A 17,752-nucleotide genomic window follows, 5' to 3' on the forward strand; every position below is an offset into this window, starting at 1 on the left:
GACATCAGGGAAATAGTTCGGAGACGGACTTGCCGGACATCGCCAGGGACTTCACTTCGTCCTCGGTCAGGGCCCGCGACCAGAAGGCCAGGTCGTCGAAAATCATCGTGTACGGGCCCCTGGTGCCGGCGCAGCAGATGCCGTAGGTGCCCTTGCCGTCTTCGTTCAGGCCGATGTGCGGGCCGAATACGCCGGCGATCTGCGTCAGGTTGACCGTGGCGGTGCCCTTGAAGAAGCGCGTGAAACCCAGCTCGCTGTCGTACCGGTAGGCCACCATGCTCTTGGCCGGCTTATCGATGACCATGGCGATGTAGACCGGCTTGTTGGCGGTGAACTTCACGCCCTCGATGTCCACCCGCGACCCGCCCGCCAGGTTGAAGCGCAGCTCGGGGCCGGCCCACTGGGCGATGGTGATGCCGGGATTGGCGCCCGAGTTGTAGTCCTTGTTGCCCAGGATGGACCGGTCGTTGGCGGTGCCGTCGGACTGGTACCAGAACCCGATGGTGAACGCCTGCACGCTGTCCAGCAGGCCGGCGGGGTAGTCCAGCTTGAACGCGCCCAGGGCAGCCGAGCCGCGCTCGTTCCTGAAGCTCTTGCCGTACACGCCCGGATCCGCGTAGGCCGGCGCCTGCGTGCCGTCGTAGGGCGTGATCGCGCCGCCGCCGGCCGCCACGTCGTTCACGTTGCCTTCAAACGGAAAGAACATCGTCAGGCCGGTGCGCAGCGAGGCCAGCAGCGGCACGGGCTTGGTGTAGACCACGGTGGCGCGCGTGGCGCTGACCGCGCGGCCCGCGGACACGCTGTAGTTCAGCGTATGCACGCCTTCGGTGTCGAACGTGAAGCCCGTGTCCACGTACTCCGTGGCGGTGCCCGGCAGGCGCGCCACTTCCACGCCATCGCGGCTGACCACGATTTCGCCGTCGGGCTCGCCCACGCGCACCCAGCTCAGGGTCACGCTCTTGTTGTCCATGGAGGTGCGCGGGGCCACGCGGCGCAGCGCCAGGGTTCCGGTCAGCGACGTGCCGGCCATGTCGTAGGCGGCCGGGGCCGGCAGCGCGTCCAGGTGCGCGAGCAGGGTCGGCGTCAGATCGGCGGCGCTGGGCAGCGCGTACCAGTTGTTGTCCCACAGGCCGTCAAACGAGGCGTCGTCGGCGCTGCCGCCCAGGAGGACCGGCTGGTTGGCGGCAAGCAGGATGGTCTTGTTGGTCGAAAACGGCAGGCCGTCGCTGGTGCCGGTCTTGCTCAGGCCATGGCTGGACGCCACCACCATCAGCCAGTTCTCGCCGGGGTGGTCCGCGCGGCGGTCGGCAAGCTGTTTGGCGAGCACGCCGATGGCCGCGTCCGTCTGGCGGATGACGGCCTCGTAGCTCGTGCCGTAGCCGCTTTCGGCCGCGGCGCGTTCGGGCGCGCCAAGTTGCGCCACCACCATGTCGTAGCCTTCCGCGATGCGGTCGCGGGCCTGAGCCGCGACGCAATCGTCCACGCCGGCGCAGTCGGTCAGCGATTGCAGATAGCCCGCGTCGCGGTCGCTGCCCACAAGGCCGGCCAGCACGCTCGAATTGAACGCACCGGCGCTGCGGGCCTCGGGCCGGGCGGTCTTGATGCGCTGGAACACGCTGGGCGCCTTCATGGCCTGGCCTTGCGCGTTGGAGCGCACGCCGTGCACATCGGCCCATTGGCCGGTCAGCAGGGTGGCCCAGCCCGGCGCGATCAGCGTGGGCTGCTGCGAGGTCTGGCCCGTCACGCCACCGGTCCAGGCGCGGGTGGCGGTGAGCTGGCCGATATTGGCCAGCGTCTTGTCGGTCACGCCGCGGCGCAGGGCGTCGTAGGTCAGGCCATCGACGCCGATGAACAGCACCTTGTCCACGCTGGCCTGGCCGGGCTCGGTCACCGGCGGCTGAGTCGGCGGGACGGTGGTGTCCTCGTCGTCGTCATCGCTGCCTCCACAGCCGGCCAATGCGCTGGTCGCCAGCAACATGGCGCACCATCTTCTCCAATTCAATGTCTGCATCGCTTCTCTTCTCGTTTCATGAACAGGTTCTTACGCTGGCCGACATGGTGGCGTGCCAAGGTGAAAGACCCGTGAAGCAAAGAAGAGAAACCCTGATCGACGGATCAGGATTCTTTTGCGAAGGATGCCGCGTGCGTTGGAGCGTTCAAGATTGCAGGGCTGTCATGAAACGCCGCTATAGTCGGGCGCGTCGCCTTGTCCCATTACTGTTTGCGCCCATGCCCTTGTCCTTGCGTCCCACCCTGCCCTCGGCGCCCGCCGCGCTGCGCGTCATTGCCGTGCTGGCGCTTGCCACGGGCCTCGGTGTGTGGGCATCCATCCTGCTTGCGCCCCGCCCCGGCCCCCTGCCCCCCGCGGTCTCGGCGGCCGCGCCGCGCGCGGCCGACAACACGCCGGTGGCCTTGTGGTTTGGGAAGGATGAAGTCATGCGCACGCAGATCAGCGTGCTGGGCGTGATCGCGGCCGGCCCGGATGGCGCCGCGGTGCTGAGCGTGGACGGCGGGCCGCCGCTGGCCTGGCGCGCTGGCGGTGAAGTGGCGCCGGGCATCGTGTTGCGGGACATCGCCGCCGATGCCGTCACGGTGGAACAGGCCGGGCGCATGAGCCGCCTGGCCACGCCGGCGGCAGAGGCGGCGCCGCCGGGAATTGCACAGGTGAAGTGAGGCGGCGCGTGGGAAGCCTCTAGTGTGATGCGCCGCGTCCTTCGCCCCGACAGGCGCCCGCGGCCGAGATGCCGGCAAGCGCCCGTTTGATTCAAGCCCGGAGGATCAGCGCTTGCGCCCCGCGGGACGGCCCATCTGCTTGCGGCCCGCCGCGTTTCCCAGCGTGGAACCCACCGGCTTCTTGTTGGCGGCAGCCAGCTTCTTTTGTTGGAGCGCCTTCTCCACTAATGCGGCCAAACCTGTCGAAGACTTCTCTTTTGTAGCCATTACCGCTCCTTGTAGAGAGGACATGGTAGCAGGCGGGCGCTTTCGGCCCGCGCGCACGCTTGCGCGGTCCGCCGGCAGGCCCCGCCCGCGTTTGCCCCCGCGTGTGCATTACTGTCATATTTCATGTCCACAATCCCCGGCTTCTACAGATAGACCGGAGTTGCAAAGTGCGTCAGTTACCGCGTGGGCTTGCCCGCCAGCAAGGCTTCACCCTGATCGAGATCATGGTGGTGATTGTGATCATGGGGATTCTGGCCGCGCTGATCGTGCCGCGCGTGCTGGACCGTCCCGACCAGGCCCGCCAGGTCGCCGCGCGCCAGGATATCGCCGGCATCATGCAGGCGCTCAAGCTCTACCGCCTGGACAACGGCCGCTACCCCAGCACCGCCCAGGGCCTGCGCGCGCTGGCGCAAAAGCCCGAAGGCGTGGCCAACTGGCGCGGCTACCTGGACAAGCTGCCCAATGACCCCTGGGGCCATCCCTATCAATACCTGAGCCCCGGCGTCAAAGGCGATATCGATGTCTTCTCGTTTGGCGCCGACAACAAGCCCGGCGGAGAAAACGGCGATGCCGACATCGGTTCCTGGGAACTCTGAGCGCGGCTTCACGCTGGTCGAAGTGCTGGTCGTGCTGGTGATCGTGGCCATCGCCGCCAGCATGGTGAGCCTGTCCATCGGGCGTGGCGAGAACCGCCTGCGCGGCGACGCCCAGCGCCTGGCCGATGCCTTCACCGTGGCGCAAAGCGAAGCCCGCAGCGACGGGCGGGCCATCCGCTGGCTGGCCAACGGCCAGGGCTGGTCATTCGAACGCCAGGGCCGCCTGCCCGGCCCCAGCGCCGAGGAAGACGTCCCCGTTCCCGCCGACCGGCTGGAGCGCGACGAAGTGCTGCGTCCGCAGGCATGGTCGGCCAGTCCGGTGACGCTGCGCCTGGACCCGGACCGACCCCTGGTGTTCAACACGGAATGGGTGGCGGCGCCGGTGACGCTTACTCTCAGCGCGGGAGACACTCGCGTCACGCTGCAACGCGACGCCTCGGGACGCTATGAGATCCGCTGAACCGCCCCGTCCGCGCAGCCGCGAACGCGGCTTCACGCTGATCGAAGTGCTGGTGGCGCTGGCCATCATCGCCGTCGCGATGGGCGCGGCCCTGCGCGCCACCGGCGTCATGGCGGCGAACAACCGCGCCCTGCAGGACAAGGCGCTGGCGCTGCTGGCGGCGCAGAACGCCCTGACGCAGCTGCGCCTGGAGCAGGCCCTGCCGCGCGCCGGCTCCCAGACGGTGCCCTGTCCGCAAGGCGGGCTGGCGCTGCAATGCGAACTGGTCTTCACGAATTCCATGAACCGCAGCTTCCGGCAGGTTTCCGTCAAGGTCCATGACGCCGCGTCCACGCGCGAGGGCGCCATCCTGCTGCAGCTGGACGGCCTGCTGTCCAGCCTGCGATGACGATGCGCCGCTCCCCCCGATCCCAGGCCGGCTTCACGCTGATCGAAGTGCTGGTGGCGCTGGCGTTGATGGCGCTGGTCAGCCTGATGGCCTGGCGCGGCCTGGCCAGCGTGTCCAGCGCGCGCGACTGGATCGAGGCGCAGGCCGAGGACACCGATGCCATCGTCCGCACGCTGGGCCAGATGGCGCGCGACGTCGAACTTTCGTACACCGGTCCGGGCTTTGATTCGCCCGGCCTGGACGCGCAGGCCTTCACCAGCGGCCTGCGGCTCTTGCGCCGCGCCGCCGGCGGCCAGACCCTGGAGATCCTGCGCCCCGATCCCGACGGCAACGGACTGTGGCAGCGCGTGCAATGGCAGGTCCGCAAGGACGGCCTGTGGCGCGCGAGCGGCCCGTCGGCCCCGCGCAGCCCGCTGCCCGCCGCGGGCGACGGCACGCTATTGCTGGCCGGCGTGCGCGCCCTGACGCTGCGCGCGTGGGTGCCCGGCGCCGGCTGGGTGGACGCGAGCTCGTCGTTCGCCGCGTCGCCGACCGGCCTGGAGATCACCGTAGAACGCGGCGCCCCGGGCGCCCCCCAGCGCTACACGCGCATCCTGGAGCTGCCATGAGCCCCACGGCCCATTGCGCGGGCGCCCCGCGCGAACGCGGCGCTGCGGTCGTGAGCGCGCTCATCATCGTCGCCATCGTGGCGGCGCTGACCACCAGCCTCTTCCAGCGCCAGACCGCCAGCACCCGGCGCGTGGAAAACGAACAGGCCCGCGTGCAGGCCCGCGCGATGCTGGCGGGCGGCATCGACTGGGCCCGCCTGGTCGTGCGCGACCACGGCCGGCGCGAACCCACCACGCGCGGCGACCAGATCTGGGCCACGCCGGTGCTGGACACGCGGATCGAGCGCCCCGGCGACGACCGGGTGGCGGTGTTCTCCGGCGGCGTGCAGGACGAGCAGGGCAAATACAACCTCTACAACCTGGCGCGCAACGGCGTGCCCCAGCCGGAGCAGGAAGAAGTCCTGCGCCGCCTGCTGAACACGCTGCAGCTGCCCGACACCCTGGCCCCGCGCATTCTCGACATCATCGCCGCCGCCCAGCCGCCCGTGCTGGCGGCCGACGCGGCGTCCGCGCCGCAGGGCCAGGCCCGCGCCACGCCCGACGCCCACGCTCCACTGCCTCGCGGCGTGGACGAAGTGGCGGCGCTGCTGGGCCTGGAACCGCCCATGCGCAATGCGCTGCGGCGCACGATGACGGTGCTGCCGGCGGCCACCAGCGTCAACGTCAATACGGCGCCCGCCGAGGTCATCGCCGCGCTGGTGCCCGGACTGTCGCTCAGCCAGGCTCGCGCCATGGCCGGCGAACGAGACCGCGGCAACTGGTTCAACAACACCGGCGACTTCGCCAACCGGCTGGCGGGCACGGGCGTCAAGACGCCCGCGCCCGCCGTCGCCACCAACAGCGGCTGGTTCCTGGCCAGCGGCACCGTGGTCTATGAACGGGCGCGCGTCTCCATGCAGGCGCTGGTGCGCAGCGCCCCGCCAGCCGCGCCCGACACGATCTGGACGAGAGAGATTCCTTGAAGAACACCCTGCGCATCGCGCTGCCCGAGCTGGAAGAATTCGGCGCCGACTCGCCCCTGCCCTACGCCTGGTTCGACCGGCGGGGCCGCTGCGCGCGCCAAGGCGAAATGACGTTGCACGCCCTGGGCCACGCCTATCCGCAGGCCGCCTGCGAGGCGGTGCTGCATCCCGCCGATGTCATCGCCGCCACGGTGCAGATACCGGCGGTCCCCCGCGCGCGCTTTGCCGCCGCCGTCCGCAGCGCGCTGGAACCCTTGGTGCTGAGCGACCTGGACGCGCTGGCGATCGGCCACGGGCCGCGCGCCGCCGACGGTTCCGTGGCATTGGCCTGGTCGCCGCGCGTGCCGGTGCGCCGCGCCTGGGGACTGCTCAATGCCCAAGGATTGCGGGTCAATGCGCTGATCGCGCCGCAGACTCTCGCGCCCGAGACCGCGGCGCCCCTGCGCGATCCCGCCGATCCGCGCTGGCTGGCGCCCTCGCCTTCGTGGTCCCTGGCCATGCCGCAGCTGGCGCCGGTCCGCGTCTCGCGCTGGCGCCCGGTGTGGCGCTGGGGCGCGGCCGCGGCCATCGTCTGGATCGCCGGCCTGAACCTGCATGCCTCGCAACTGCGCGGCGAAGCCGACGCCTTGCGCAACGGCATGCGCGAACAGGTGCTGGCCGCCTTTCCGAGCCTGCCCGTCGTGCTGGACCCGGCGCGCCAGGCGCAGCAAGGCCTGGACGCGCTGCTGGCCAATCGCGGCGCGGCGGGCGCCGCGGATTTCCTGCCGCTGGCCCGCGCCGCCGCCCAGACCCTGCCATTCGCCGCCGACAAGGTGGCGCGCCTGACGTATGCCGACCAGGCGCTGACCCTGCAACTGGCCGACGCCGGCGCGCAGTCGCAACGCGTCGCCGAAACGCCGGCGCTGATCCAGCAGGCCGCGGCCCTGGGACTGAAACTCGAGCGCGGCGACACCGACAACACCTGGCGCATCGTGCGCAATCAACCATGAACCCGCTGCACCGTCTGCAAACCGCGTGGCGCTCCGCCCGCAAGCCCCTCGATCCCGCGCTGGCCCGCGCCCGCCAACGCTATCAGGCGCTGGCCCCGCGCGAACGGCGCCTGGTCGCCGGAGCCGCCCTGCTGCTGGGTTTCGCGCTGGTCTTCGTCAGCCTGATCGAGCCGCCCCTGAACACGGTGCGCAAGCTTCAGGCCGAACTGCCGGCGCTGCGCGCCCAGGCCGCCGCCGTGGCCGACCTGACGGCGCAGGCCGCGGCCCTGCGGCAGCGGTCCGCCACGCCGGCCGGCCCCATGCCCGCCAGGGCGGAACTGGCCGCCAGCCTGGAACGCGCAGGCCTGGCCGCCAACCTGTGGAGCCTGGGCGAATCCGACTCCGGCGGCGGCGTGGAGCTGTCGCTGGAGCAGGCCCCCTCCTCGGCGCTGCTGCGCTGGCTGGACGGCGCGGGCCGCGATTGGAGCCTGGCGATCTCGCACGTGGATCTGACGCGCGCGGCCAATGCCAACGGCCGGCCCTTGCCCGGACTGGTGAACGGCAAGGTCGTCCTGATGCCGCCGCAAGCCGCGGGGAGCCGCTGATGTCCGCGTTCCGAATCTCCCGACGCGCCGCCGGCCTGCTGGCGGCCGGCGCCTTGTGCGCCGTCGCGGCGGGCGTGGCCGTCCTGCCCGCGCGCTGGCTGCTGGTCCTGCTGCCCGACGATGCTCCGGTCACGCTGGCCGATGCCAGCGGCACGCTCTGGCGCGGCAGCGCATGGATAGCGCTAGGCTCCCCGGGCGCGCGGCGTGTGCTGCCGCAGGCCGTGCAATGGCAATGGCGTTGGGACGCGATGACGCTGGACATTTCGCACCCCTGGCTGCAAGGCCCGCTGCGGGCCCGCCCGGGATGGAACGGGATATCGGTGCCGGCGCAGTCGCTGCGCGTGCCCGCGTCCGTGCTGCCGGCGCTGGGCGCGCCATGGAACACGCTGGCGCCGCAAGGCATGCTGGAGATCAATTGGCAGGCGCTGCGCCTGGGCGCCGCGCTGCCGTCGGGGCCGGTAGCCGAACTGCGCTGGCGCAACGCCGGCACCGCGCTGACGCCCGTGACGCCGGTGGGCACCTACCTGCTCAAGGTTCAAGGCGGCGGCAAGGCCGGCGCCACGCTGGCCCTCAGTACCGAAAGCGGCCTGCTCAGCGTCACTGGCCAGGGCAGCCTGGGTAGCCGCGGCCTGAGCTTCCAGGGCCAGGCCACCTACGCCCCGTCCGCCAGCGAAGCGGACCAGGCCGCGCTCGACGGACTGATGTCCAACCTGGGCCGCCGGTCGGGTGACACGGTGTCGTTCGGGACGGGCAAGTAGCCAGGGCCCCGTGCGGGGCTGCTTCTGGTGTGTACGTGCCCTAGGCGTCGCGCGTCACGCGCACGATTTCCTCGGGCGACGTCTGCCCGCCGTCCACCCAGCGCTGCCCGTCTTCGCGCATGGTCCGCATGCCGGAGGCCGCCGCGGCGCGGCGCAGCTCGCGCTCGTCGCGCCCTTCGTGGATCAGCCTGCGCGCCTCGTCGTCCACCGTGAACAGTTCGTGGATGCCGGAACGCCCGCTATAGCCGGTGTGGTTGCAGGCCTCGCAGCCGACGGGGTGAAACACCTGGACGCCATCCAGCATGGCCGGCGTCTTGCAGGCCGGGCACAGTTTGCGCACCAGCCGCTGCGCCAGCACGCCCAGCAGCGATGAAGCCAGCAGGAAGGGCTCGACTCCCATGTCCGTCAGGCGCGTCACGGCGGACACCGAATCGTTGGTGTGCAGCGTGGCCAGCACCAGGTGGCCGGTCAGCGACGCCTGCACCGCGATCTGCGCGGTCTCCAGGTCCCGGATCTCGCCGATCATGATCACGTCCGGGTCCTGGCGCAGGATGGCGCGCAGGGCCAGCGCGAAGCTCATGTCGATCTTGGCGTTGACCTGCGTCTGGCTGATGCCGGGCAGGTCGTATTCGATGGGGTCTTCCACCGTCAGGATGTTGCTGGTGGCCGCATCCAGCCGGCTGAGCGCCGCGTAGAGCGTCGTGGTCTTGCCGCTGCCGGTCGGCCCGGTGACCAGCACAATGCCGTGAGGCTGGCGGATCAGCCGGTCCAGCTGAACCAGCACGCCGGGACTCATGCCCAGGCGCTCCAGCTGCAGGCGGCCGGCCTCCTTGTCCAGCAGGCGCAGCACCGCGCGCTCGCCATGGCCGGTCGGCAACGTGGACACGCGCACGTCGATGGGCCGCCCCCCGACGCGCAAGGCGATACGGCCGTCCTGCGGCAGGCGCTTTTCGGCGATGTCCAGGTGCGCCATGATCTTGATGCGCGAAATCAGCGCGGCGTGCAGGGCCTTGCGCGGCGACACCACGTCGCGCAGGGTGCCGTCCACGCGGTAGCGCACCACGGAATGGGTTTCGAACGGTTCGATGTGGATATCGCTGGCTCCGTCGCGCGCGGCCTGCGCGAACAGCGCATTGATCATGCGGATCACCGGCGCATCGTCCTGGGCGTCCAGCAGGTCCGCCACTTCGGGCATGTCCTGCAGCAGCCGGTCCAGATCGATCTCGTTCTCGGCCACGCCCATGACGGACGCGGCGTCTTCCGAATGGCTGTAGGCCGCCGTCAGCAGCGTTTCCAGCGCCTCGTCGTCGACCTGCGCCAGCGCGATGTCGCCATGGCAGCGCCGGATCTCGCGCACCGCCCATTCGGGGGTACGCGGACTGACGGTCAGCTGCGCCTGCCCGCCGCGCAGCGACAGCACCGCGCGCTGCGCGCGGGCCCAGGCATAGGGCAAGGGATGCGCACTCATTGAAGCGACTCGGGGTCCACCGCCACCGTCATCATGAGCGGCCTGGGCGCGCGGATCGGTCCGGTCCCGGCCGCGGGCAGCGTGCCCGGATACTGGCGCACGGCGAAAGTCTCCACCGTCACGGGCGGCTGGCGGCGCAGCGTGGCCGCCTGCTCTTCCGGCCGCAGGTCATAGGCATTGTTCGACACCGACGGCGCCGAACCCGGCAGCGGCAGCATCGGCGCCTGCATGTCCGGCAGCACCCAGTGATCGCGCGGCTGCACGGCGCCTTGCGCGCGGCGCATGTAGTCGTAGCGGTCCATGGTGACGCTGGCGCTGCGGTTCGCGTCGCGCACCACGTAGGGACGCAGGAACACCATCAGGTTGGTCTTGGTGCGCTTGCGCGTGTCGTAGCGGAACAGCGATCCGATCACCGGCAGCGAACCCAGGCCGGGCACGCTGTTGGAGGTCAGCGTCACATTGTCTTCCAGCAGGCCGCCCAGCACGATGATCTGGCCGTCGTCGATCAGCACGCTGGTGTCGATGGCGCGCTTGTTGGTCACGATGCCGGTGGTGGAATTGGAGCGGCTTTCGTCGATGCTGCTGACTTCCTGGTAGATGTCCAGCTTCACCGCGCCGCCCTCGGAAATCTGCGGCCGGATGTTCAGCTTCAGGCCGACGTCCTCGCGCTCGATCGTCTGGAACGGGTTGGTGCTGCCGTTGCTGCCGGAGGTGACGTACTGCCCCGTCACGAACGGCACCGTCTTGCCCACCAGGATGCTGGCCGACTGGTTGTCCAGGGTCAGCAGATTGGGCGTGGACAGGATGTTGGCCTCGCCCGTGTTCTGCATGGCGCGCGCCAGCACCCCCAGGTTGATGACCTGGTTGCCCAGCACGTCGACCGTGCCCTTGACCACGCCCAGGCTCATGCCCCCGCCCAGCGCGTCGATCGAGGTCGGGCCCGAGCCGGTGATGCCGCTGCCGCCCAGGTTCGTGCCGCCGACAAAGCTGGTGCCGTTGCTGTTGATGCTGCCGGCGCCGGTCATCCACTGGATGCCGAACTCGGCGGCCTTCTCTTCGCTGACTTCCACGATCAGGCTTTCCACCAGCACCTGCGCGCGGCGCTGGTCCAGCTGGTCGATCACTTCGCGCAGGCTGCGGTACAGCGGCTCGGGCGCCGAGATGATCAGCGAATTGGTCGCCGGGTCCGCCTGGATGGTGGCGCCGCCCGCCGAATACGACACCGCCTGCGTCGAATTGTCTTCGCGCGTGATGCGTTCCTGCTCGCCGGACAGCCCGCTCTTGGCCGAGCCCGACAGGCTGGACATGCCTTGCCCGGCCTGGCTGGCATTGTTCGTGGAGGTGTTCTGCGCGCGCGCGCCGCCCTGCGCCGCGCCGCCGCCGCTGCCGCCGGCGCCCGGGGCCGCGCCGGGCGCGGAGTTGGCCTGGCCCGTCAGCAGCCCGCCCAGCACTTCGGCGATGCGAGTGGCCTGCGCGTTGCGCATGTAGACCACATGCAGGTTGCCCGCCCGGTTCTGCTGCGCGTCCAGCTTCTGGATCAGGTCGCGGGCCAGGCGCGTGCGCGCGGGGCTGCCGGAGCGCACCAGCACGCTGTTGCTGCGCGGGTCGGCCACGACGGCGATGCGCTGGGTCGGATCGCTGCTTTGCGTGTCCAGCAGCTGCGAGGCCAGGATGGCGATGTCGGTCGCGATGCCCGACTGCACCGGCACCACGTCCGTGTCGATGGAACTGGGCACATCGATGCGGGCGATGACGGCCGCGATCCGATCCAGATTGTCGGCATAGTCCGTCACGACCAGCGTGTTGTTGCCGGGGTATGCATTGATCGGATTGTTCGGCGGCACCATGGGGCGCAGCACCGGCACCAGGTTCGCGGCGTTCTCGTACTTCAGGGGGAACACGCGGGTCAGCATTTCGCCGCTGCTGCCGCCCGAGCCCTTGGCAAAGGCAGCCACGGGAACGGGCGCCCTGCCGCCAGCCGCCGGCGCGCTGGACGCGGGCCCGGGGCCGCCCACCACCGCGCTGCCTTGCAGCTTGGCGTCGGCCTCGGGCACGACGCGCGTCACGCCATCCACGTCGACGATGGCAAACCCCTGCAGGCGCAATGCGCCCGTCAGCATCGCCAGCGCCTGTCCGCTGTCCACGGGACGATCCGACACCAGCGTGAGCTTGCCCTTGACCCGGGGGTCCACCAGGAAGTTGCGCTGCGTGAACAAGGACAACGCGCGCAGCACGGCGGGGATGTCGGTGTCGACGAAATTCAGGCTGACGCGATTGTCGGCCTGTTGAGCGTGGGCCGTGCTGGCGACCGGTCCGAGTTGGCTTGCCGCGAGCAAGATTGCAAGACTGAATTGCGCGATGTGACGCATGGCGAGTTAGGTGCCTGAGACGTGAAGTCGTGTGAAAAAACGTGAAAGCGCGTCGGAGTATACGGGGTGTGACTGCAACACTACGGTCATATTCGGAAGGCAAGGTGACGGGCTGGAAACCCTTTAAATTCGGGGCTCTTGGCGGTTCAAACCGGCGCGCGCTCCTTTATTACAACGATGCCTTCCTTCCGATACGAAGCCACCGACGCGCTCGGAAAAATCGTGCGCGGCACGATCGACGCCGACTCCGAACGCGGCGCCCGCAACCAGTTGCGCGGGCGCGGCTTGCTGCCGCTGTCGACCTCGCTGGCGGCGCGTGCCGAAGGCCTGGGCGCGGCATTGCGCACGCGCCTGTCCGACGCCGACCTCGCATGGCTGACGCGCCAGCTGGCCAGCCTGCTGGCCGCGCGCCTGCCGCTGGATGCCGCATTGAGCGCCACCTTGGAACAGGCCGAGAAGAAACACATCGCCGCCACCTTGGGCGGCGTGCGGGACGACGTGCGCGCCGGCCATCGCCTGTCCGCCGCGCTGGCGGCGCGGCCGCGCGACTTCCCCGAGATCTATCGCGCGCTGATCGGCGCGGGCGAGGAATCCGGCGACCTGGCGCAGGTGATGGAAAAGCTGGCCGACTACATCGAGGAACGCAACACCTTGCGCAGCAAGGTCATGACGGCGTTCATCTATCCGGCGGTGGTGGCCAGCGTCTCGGTGATCATCGTGGTCTTCCTGCTGGGCTATGTGGTGCCGCAAGTGGTTTCGGCCTTCAGCCAGGCCAAGCAGCAGCTGCCGCTACTGACCCGCGTGATGCTCAGCCTGTCGGACTATGTGCGCGAATGGGGCGCGGCCACCGGCATCGCGATCGCGCTGGCGATCGTGCTGTGGCGCTACACGCTGCGGGCGCCGGCGGCGCGGCGCGCGTGGCACGCCCGGGTCCTGCGCCTGCCCCTGGCCGGGCGCTTCGTGCTGGGCGTGAACGCGGCGCGCTTTGCGTCCACGCTGGCGATACTCTGCGGCAGCGGGGTGGCGCTATTGACCGCGCTGGAGGCGGCGCGCCGCACGCTGGGCAATGACGTGCTGCGCCTGGCCGTCGACGAGGCCGCGGCGCGGGTGCGCGAAGGCGCCGCGTTGTCGGCGTCGCTGGGCGCGCAGAAGGTGTTCCCCTCGCTGCTGGTGCATCTGATCGCCAGCGGCGAGAAAACGGGCCGCCTGCCGGAACTGCTGGACCGGGGCGCGCAGAACCTGTCGCGCGACCTGGAACGGCGCGCGATGGCGATGACGGCCCTGCTGGAGCCGGCGCTGATACTGCTGATGGGGGGATTTGTCCTGCTGATCGTGCTGGCGGTGATGATGCCGATCCTGGAAATGAACCAGTTGATCAGGTAGGGAAGATGACTGTCGCGTGGATGAGACGGGCCGCGTCAGGACGCGGCCCGCGAAAGGCTGGGGATCAGAGCGCCTCTTCGTCGCTCTCGCCGGTGCGGATGCGGATGGCCTGCTCCACCGGCGTCACGAAGATCTTGCCGTCGCCGATCTTGCCGGTGCGGGCGGCCTTGACCACGGCTTCGATGGCGGCTTCGACCTGCTCGTCCGGCAGCACCACTTCAACGCGGATCTTGGGCAGGAAATCCACCACGTATTCGGCGCCGCGATAGAGTTCAGTATGGCCTTTCTGGCGGCCGAAACCCTTGACTTCAGTGACCGTCAGGCCGCTGACGCCGACTTCTGCCAGCGCTTCGCGGACTTCGTCCAGCTTGAAGGGTTTGATGATGGCGGTGACTTGTTTCACGTTGGTCGTCCTGGTTTTTCGATCTGTTGCGGCACCCTGCCCCGGCGCCTGGCGCCGGGCAAGGCGCAATGAATAAGAGAATACCACCGGAGGTGGGCAGCGACGGCGGGAAGCTCCCCCGCCGCGCACGCTACGCGCGCTTGCTGCCCCCAATGGGCTGCCCCACCTTGGGGCGGGGTGGAGCGCCAGCTCCCGGTGTCAGCCCCCCGGCGCCTGGTCCGGAATGCGGTCGGCTTCGCGCATCCACACCACCGACTCGGAGTCGCTGGGCGCGCGCCAGTCGCCGCGCGGGGACAGCGAGCCGCCGGAACCGACCTTCGGAGCATTGGGCACGCAGGTGCGCTTGAACTGGCTCAGGCGGAAGAACCGGTCCAGGAATATCTTCAGGTTGCGCTTGATGGCGGCCAGGTCGTACTGGTTGCGCGCCACATGCCCGGCCTCGGGCCAGGCGCCGGACTCGCGGTCGCGCCAGGCCGCCAGCGCCAGGAAGGCGACCTTGGTCGGCGCAAAGCCGTAGCGCAGCGTGTAGTACAGGTTGAAATCCTGCAGCTCGTAGGGTCCGATGGACTCTTCGCTTTTCTGGACCGGCTTGTCGTCCGCGCCGCCAGGCACCAATTCGGGGCTGACATCCGTCCCCAGCACGTCCAGCAACACCTGCGCCCCGTCATCGCCCAGGCGGCCGGACTCGGCCACCCAGCGTACCAGGTGCGTGATAAGCGTCTTGGGCACGCTGGCGTTGACGCTGTAGTGCGACATATGGTCGCCCACGCCGTAGGTGCACCATCCCAGTGCAAGCTCGCTCAGGTCGCCGGTGCCGATGACGATGGCGTTGCTGAAGTTCGCGATGCGGAACAGGTGGTTGGTGCGCTCGCCGGCCTGCACGTTCTCGAACGTGATGTCATAGACCGGCTGGCCGTCCGCATAGGGATGGCCCAGATCCTTGAGCATCTGCAGGCAGCTGGGCCGGATGTCGATTTCGGAGGCCGTGCAGCCCACCACCGCCATCAGCCGGCGCGCCTGCTGCAGCGTGCGGGTGCTGGTGGCAAAGCCGGGCATGGTGATGGCCAGGATGTTCGAGCGCGGCAGGTCCAGGGAGTCCATGGCCTTGGCGCAGACCAGCAGCGCGTGGGTGGAGTCCAGCCCGCCCGAAATGCCGATGACGACCTTGGACATGCCGCTGGCCGACAGGCGCTGGGCCAGCGCCTGCACCTGGATGTTGTAGACCTCCTTGCAGCGGGCGTCGCGGCGTTGCGGGTCGGCCGGCACATAGGGAAAGCGCGCCACGCGCCGCTCGAGCGGCAGCTCGGCGTCTTCCAGCGGCGGATTCACGGGGACCGCCACGAGGCGGAACTTGCGGACCTCGTCTTGGTGGCGGCGGACGGACTGGCCGAACGTGCTCTGGCGCATGCGCTCGCGCGACAGGCGTTCCAGGTCCACGTCCGAGAACAGCAGATGGGAATGGCTCAGGAAGCGCTCGGACTCGGCCAGCAGCTCCCCGTTTTCATAGATCAGCGCCTGGCCGTCCCAGGCCATGTCCGTCGAGGACTCGCCCCGGCCTGCCGACGTATACATATAGGCCGACAGGCAGCGCGCCGACTGCTGCGAAACCAGCTGATGGCGGTATTCGGCCTTGCCGACGACGATGTTGGAAGCGGACAGGTTGACCAGCACCGTGGCGCCGGCCAGCGCCGCGAACGACGACGGCGGGATCGGCACCCAGACGTCCTCGCAGATTTCGACGTGGAACTGGAACAGCGGCAGCTTTTCCATCTGGAACAGCAGCTCGGACCCGAAAGGCACGGTCTGGCCCAGCAGGCGGATTTCGGTCGCGGCCGCGCAGTCGGCGGCGCTGAACTGGCGGGCTTCGTAGAATTCGCCGTAGTTGGGCAGGTAGCTCTTGGGCACCACGCCCAGCACCCGGCCGCCGGCCGCCACCACCGCGCAATTGAACAGCTGGTGGGCCACGCGCAGAGGCGCGCCCACGATGACGGCGATATCCAGTTCGGCCGTGGCCTCGACCACCCGGGCCAGCGCCGCCTCGCAGGCGTCGAGCAGGGCCTTCTGGTGAAAGAGGTCGTCGCAGGTGTAGGCCGACAGGCCCAGCTCCGGGAACGCGGCCAGCACGGCGCCGCCCTGGGCGGCCTGCCGGGCCAGCGCGATGGTCTGCGCGGCATTGAACGCGGGGTCGGCGACCCGGCATTCGGGCACGCCGACCGCGACCCGGGCGAAGCCGTGGGAATACAGGTTGAAGAACGGGTTCGACATCGGGTCTATCGCCTAGGATTCAACGGCTGGATTATCTCACGGCGCCCGGCCCGGCACGCCGGGAGCCGGCCTGGGACTGTTCGCACCGAAAGGCGCCTTCCGCGGGTGCTAGCGCGGCATCTTGCCGTCGGTCAGGCCGTGCTCGAGCGGCATGGCCGGTTCCCCTTGCAGGACGGGTCCCTGGCGGTCGCGCTCCACGGCCAGGGCGGTTTGAATGGCGTTCTCGCGCAGATAGCCGCCCATGGCGCCGATGTCGGCGCCCGAAGGCTGCTGGTACAGGCGCAGGCCCAGTTCCGGCAGGATGGCCAGCAGGTGATCGAAGACATCGCCCTGGATGCGCTCGTACTCCACCCAGGCGGTCACGGCGGTAAAGCAATAGACCTCGACCGGGATGCCCTCGGAGGTGGGTTCCATCATGCGCACCATCATCGCCATGTCCTGGCGGATCTCCGGGTTCTGCTTCAGGAAGGCCAGTGCATAGGCGCGCAAGGTGCCGATGTTGGTCAGGCGGCGCCGGTTGGCCGGCACGCTGGCCAGTTCGCCCATGGTCTGGTTGGCCTGGGCGATATCGTGGGTCTTGGCCTGCAGATAATCGTGCAGCAGGCGGAAACGCATCAGGCGCTGCGCTTCCTCGTCGGTCAGAAAACGCACGCTGGACGCGTCGATGCGCATGGTGCGCTTGATGCGCCGGCCGCCCGACTCGAACATGTGCCGGTAGTTGCGGTAGCTTTCCGAGAACAGCTTGTAGGTCGGCACCGTGGTGACCGTGTTGTCCCAGTTCTGCACCTTGACCGTATGCAGCGCGATGTCCTTGACGAAGCCGTCGGCGTTGGACTGCGGCATTTCGATCCAGTCGCCGATGCGCAGCATGTCGTTGCTGGTCAGCTGGGTGCTGGCCACCAGCGACAGCAGCGTGTCCTTGAACACCAGCAGCAGCACCGCCGACAGCGCGCCCAGGCCGGAGATCATCCACAGCGGCGAGCGGTCGATAAGAATGGAAAGCACCAGGACGGTGCATACCGCCATCAGGATCAGCTTGCTGATCTGGATATAGCCCTTGATGGAGCGGGTCTGCGCCCGCGTGGTGGCCGAATACGTGTCCTGCCAGGCGCTCAGCACCCCCGAAAACGCCACGAACACGCAGATCCAGGCGCCCGCGTGCGCCAGCCGTCCCACGATCGTCACGGCCCGCTCGACGTGCGGCACCAGGTCTATGCCTATCGACACCACCGCAAACGGCACCGCATACCAGAGGTTCTGGTATGCGCGGCGGCGCTGCAGGGCCTTGTCCCAATCCGCGTGCCCGCTGACCACCAGCAACCGGTGCGCCACAAGCAGCACGACCCGGGCAACGACCCACTGGACGAACAGCGCCGTCAGGATCAGCGCGCCGATCCCGATCAGCGTCTGCGCCCAGGGCTCCCGGGGCAGGTGGGTGTCGAGTTGGGTGACTAGCTCTTCCCATTCCAGGGGCATAAGGTCTCTGCTTTCTCTAAGTTCTTGAAACTAACCGTGGATTATCCGACAAGTCGCGCCCGCGCGAGGTTCCGGCCCCGCAAAACCGGGGCCGGCATCGCCC

General features: G+C 69.4%; 17 protein-coding genes. 10 read left to right on the plus strand and 7 right to left on the minus strand.

The window, feature by feature from the left end; all coding sequences use genetic code 11:
- Positions 1-4: 4 nt before the first annotated feature.
- Complete coding sequence (locus tag HLG70_RS10645; RefSeq protein WP_234103049.1) at positions 5-2,011, minus strand: alkaline phosphatase family protein; 2,007 nt, start codon at positions 2,009-2,011, stop codon at positions 5-7.
- Positions 2,012-2,229: 218 nt separating this feature from the next.
- On the opposite strand from HLG70_RS10645, the gene HLG70_RS10650 reads away from it, so the two are divergent.
- The gene (locus HLG70_RS10650; RefSeq protein ID WP_171664369.1) at positions 2,230-2,673 is read left to right on the plus strand and encodes a general secretion pathway protein GspC; all 444 of its coding nucleotides are present in this window, start codon (positions 2,230-2,232) and stop codon (positions 2,671-2,673) included.
- A 105-nt stretch (positions 2,674-2,778) separates the two neighbouring features.
- Here HLG70_RS10650 and HLG70_RS10655 read toward each other — a convergent pair whose 3' ends face one another.
- Positions 2,779-2,940: a hypothetical protein gene (locus tag HLG70_RS10655; protein WP_171664370.1), complete on the minus strand. Its 162-nt coding sequence runs from the start codon at positions 2,938-2,940 to the stop codon at positions 2,779-2,781.
- Between the two features lie 167 nt (positions 2,941-3,107).
- On the opposite strand from HLG70_RS10655, the gene gspG reads away from it, so the two are divergent.
- Genes gspG through gspN form a run of 8 tightly spaced genes read left to right on the plus strand, consistent with a single transcriptional unit; the run spans position 3,108 to position 8,285 of the window.
- Positions 3,108-3,536: a type II secretion system major pseudopilin GspG gene (gene gspG, locus HLG70_RS10660; RefSeq protein ID WP_171664371.1), complete on the plus strand. Its 429-nt coding sequence runs from the start codon at positions 3,108-3,110 to the stop codon at positions 3,534-3,536.
- A complete protein-coding gene (gspH, locus tag HLG70_RS10665; RefSeq protein WP_171664372.1) occupies positions 3,508-3,996 on the plus strand; it encodes a type II secretion system minor pseudopilin GspH in 489 nt (162 codons plus the stop codon). The genes gspG and gspH overlap by 29 nt, the downstream gene beginning before the upstream one ends.
- The gene (gene gspI / locus HLG70_RS10670; protein ID WP_171664373.1) at positions 3,983-4,384 is read left to right on the plus strand and encodes a type II secretion system minor pseudopilin GspI; all 402 of its coding nucleotides are present in this window, start codon (positions 3,983-3,985) and stop codon (positions 4,382-4,384) included. Before gspH ends, gspI begins: the two co-directional genes overlap by 14 nt.
- A complete protein-coding gene (locus tag HLG70_RS10675) occupies positions 4,381-4,992 on the plus strand; it encodes a PulJ/GspJ family protein (RefSeq protein ID WP_171664374.1) in 612 nt (203 codons plus the stop codon). Before gspI ends, HLG70_RS10675 begins: the two co-directional genes overlap by 4 nt.
- A complete protein-coding gene (gene gspK, locus HLG70_RS10680) occupies positions 4,989-5,954 on the plus strand; it encodes a type II secretion system minor pseudopilin GspK (RefSeq protein ID WP_171664375.1) in 966 nt (321 codons plus the stop codon). Before HLG70_RS10675 ends, gspK begins: the two co-directional genes overlap by 4 nt.
- Complete coding sequence (gene gspL, locus HLG70_RS10685; protein ID WP_171664376.1) at positions 5,951-6,943, plus strand: type II secretion system protein GspL; 993 nt, start codon at positions 5,951-5,953, stop codon at positions 6,941-6,943. The genes gspK and gspL overlap by 4 nt, the downstream gene beginning before the upstream one ends.
- On the plus strand, positions 6,940-7,527 hold the full coding sequence (gspM, locus tag HLG70_RS10690) for a type II secretion system protein GspM (protein ID WP_171664377.1): 588 nt from the start codon (positions 6,940-6,942) through the stop codon (positions 7,525-7,527). The genes gspL and gspM overlap by 4 nt, the downstream gene beginning before the upstream one ends.
- Positions 7,527-8,285, plus strand: coding sequence for a type II secretion system protein N (gene gspN / locus HLG70_RS10695; RefSeq protein WP_171664378.1), 759 nt, complete (start codon positions 7,527-7,529; stop codon positions 8,283-8,285). The genes gspM and gspN overlap by 1 nt, the downstream gene beginning before the upstream one ends.
- A gap of 40 nt (positions 8,286-8,325) precedes the next feature.
- Here gspN and gspE read toward each other — a convergent pair whose 3' ends face one another.
- Together gspE and gspD are read right to left on the minus strand one after the other, a co-directional pair.
- Complete coding sequence (gene gspE, locus HLG70_RS10700; protein ID WP_171664379.1) at positions 8,326-9,753, minus strand: type II secretion system ATPase GspE; 1,428 nt, start codon at positions 9,751-9,753, stop codon at positions 8,326-8,328.
- The gene (gspD, locus tag HLG70_RS10705) at positions 9,750-12,122 is read right to left on the minus strand and encodes a type II secretion system secretin GspD (RefSeq protein ID WP_171664380.1); all 2,373 of its coding nucleotides are present in this window, start codon (positions 12,120-12,122) and stop codon (positions 9,750-9,752) included. The genes gspE and gspD overlap by 4 nt, the downstream gene beginning before the upstream one ends.
- A 177-nt stretch (positions 12,123-12,299) precedes the next feature.
- Here gspD and gspF point away from each other — a divergent pair, with 177 nt between their 5' ends.
- The gene (gene gspF / locus HLG70_RS10710; protein WP_171664381.1) at positions 12,300-13,505 is read left to right on the plus strand and encodes a type II secretion system inner membrane protein GspF; all 1,206 of its coding nucleotides are present in this window, start codon (positions 12,300-12,302) and stop codon (positions 13,503-13,505) included.
- Between the two features lie 64 nt (positions 13,506-13,569).
- Here gspF and HLG70_RS10715 read toward each other — a convergent pair whose 3' ends face one another.
- The 3 genes from HLG70_RS10715 to HLG70_RS10725 all read right to left on the minus strand — a co-directional run bounded on the left by HLG70_RS10715 (position 13,570) and on the right by HLG70_RS10725 (position 17,649).
- Positions 13,570-13,908: a P-II family nitrogen regulator gene (locus HLG70_RS10715; protein ID WP_057286587.1), complete on the minus strand. Its 339-nt coding sequence runs from the start codon at positions 13,906-13,908 to the stop codon at positions 13,570-13,572.
- 198 nt (positions 13,909-14,106) lie between these two features.
- Positions 14,107-16,173 (minus strand): NAD(+) synthase, encoded by a 2,067-nt coding sequence (locus tag HLG70_RS10720; protein ID WP_171664382.1) that lies wholly within the window; start codon positions 16,171-16,173, stop codon positions 14,107-14,109.
- Positions 16,174-16,281: 108 nt separating this feature from the next.
- Positions 16,282-17,649 carry a mechanosensitive ion channel family protein gene (locus HLG70_RS10725; protein ID WP_171664383.1) on the minus strand — a complete coding sequence of 456 codons (1,368 nt, stop codon included), beginning with the start codon at positions 17,647-17,649 and terminating at the stop codon, positions 16,282-16,284.
- Positions 17,650-17,752 lie beyond the last annotated feature (103 nt).

Origin of the sequence: Achromobacter deleyi (genome assembly GCF_013116765.2) — a bacterium.
Lineage (GTDB): Bacteria > Pseudomonadota > Gammaproteobacteria > Burkholderiales > Burkholderiaceae_B > Achromobacter > Achromobacter deleyi_A.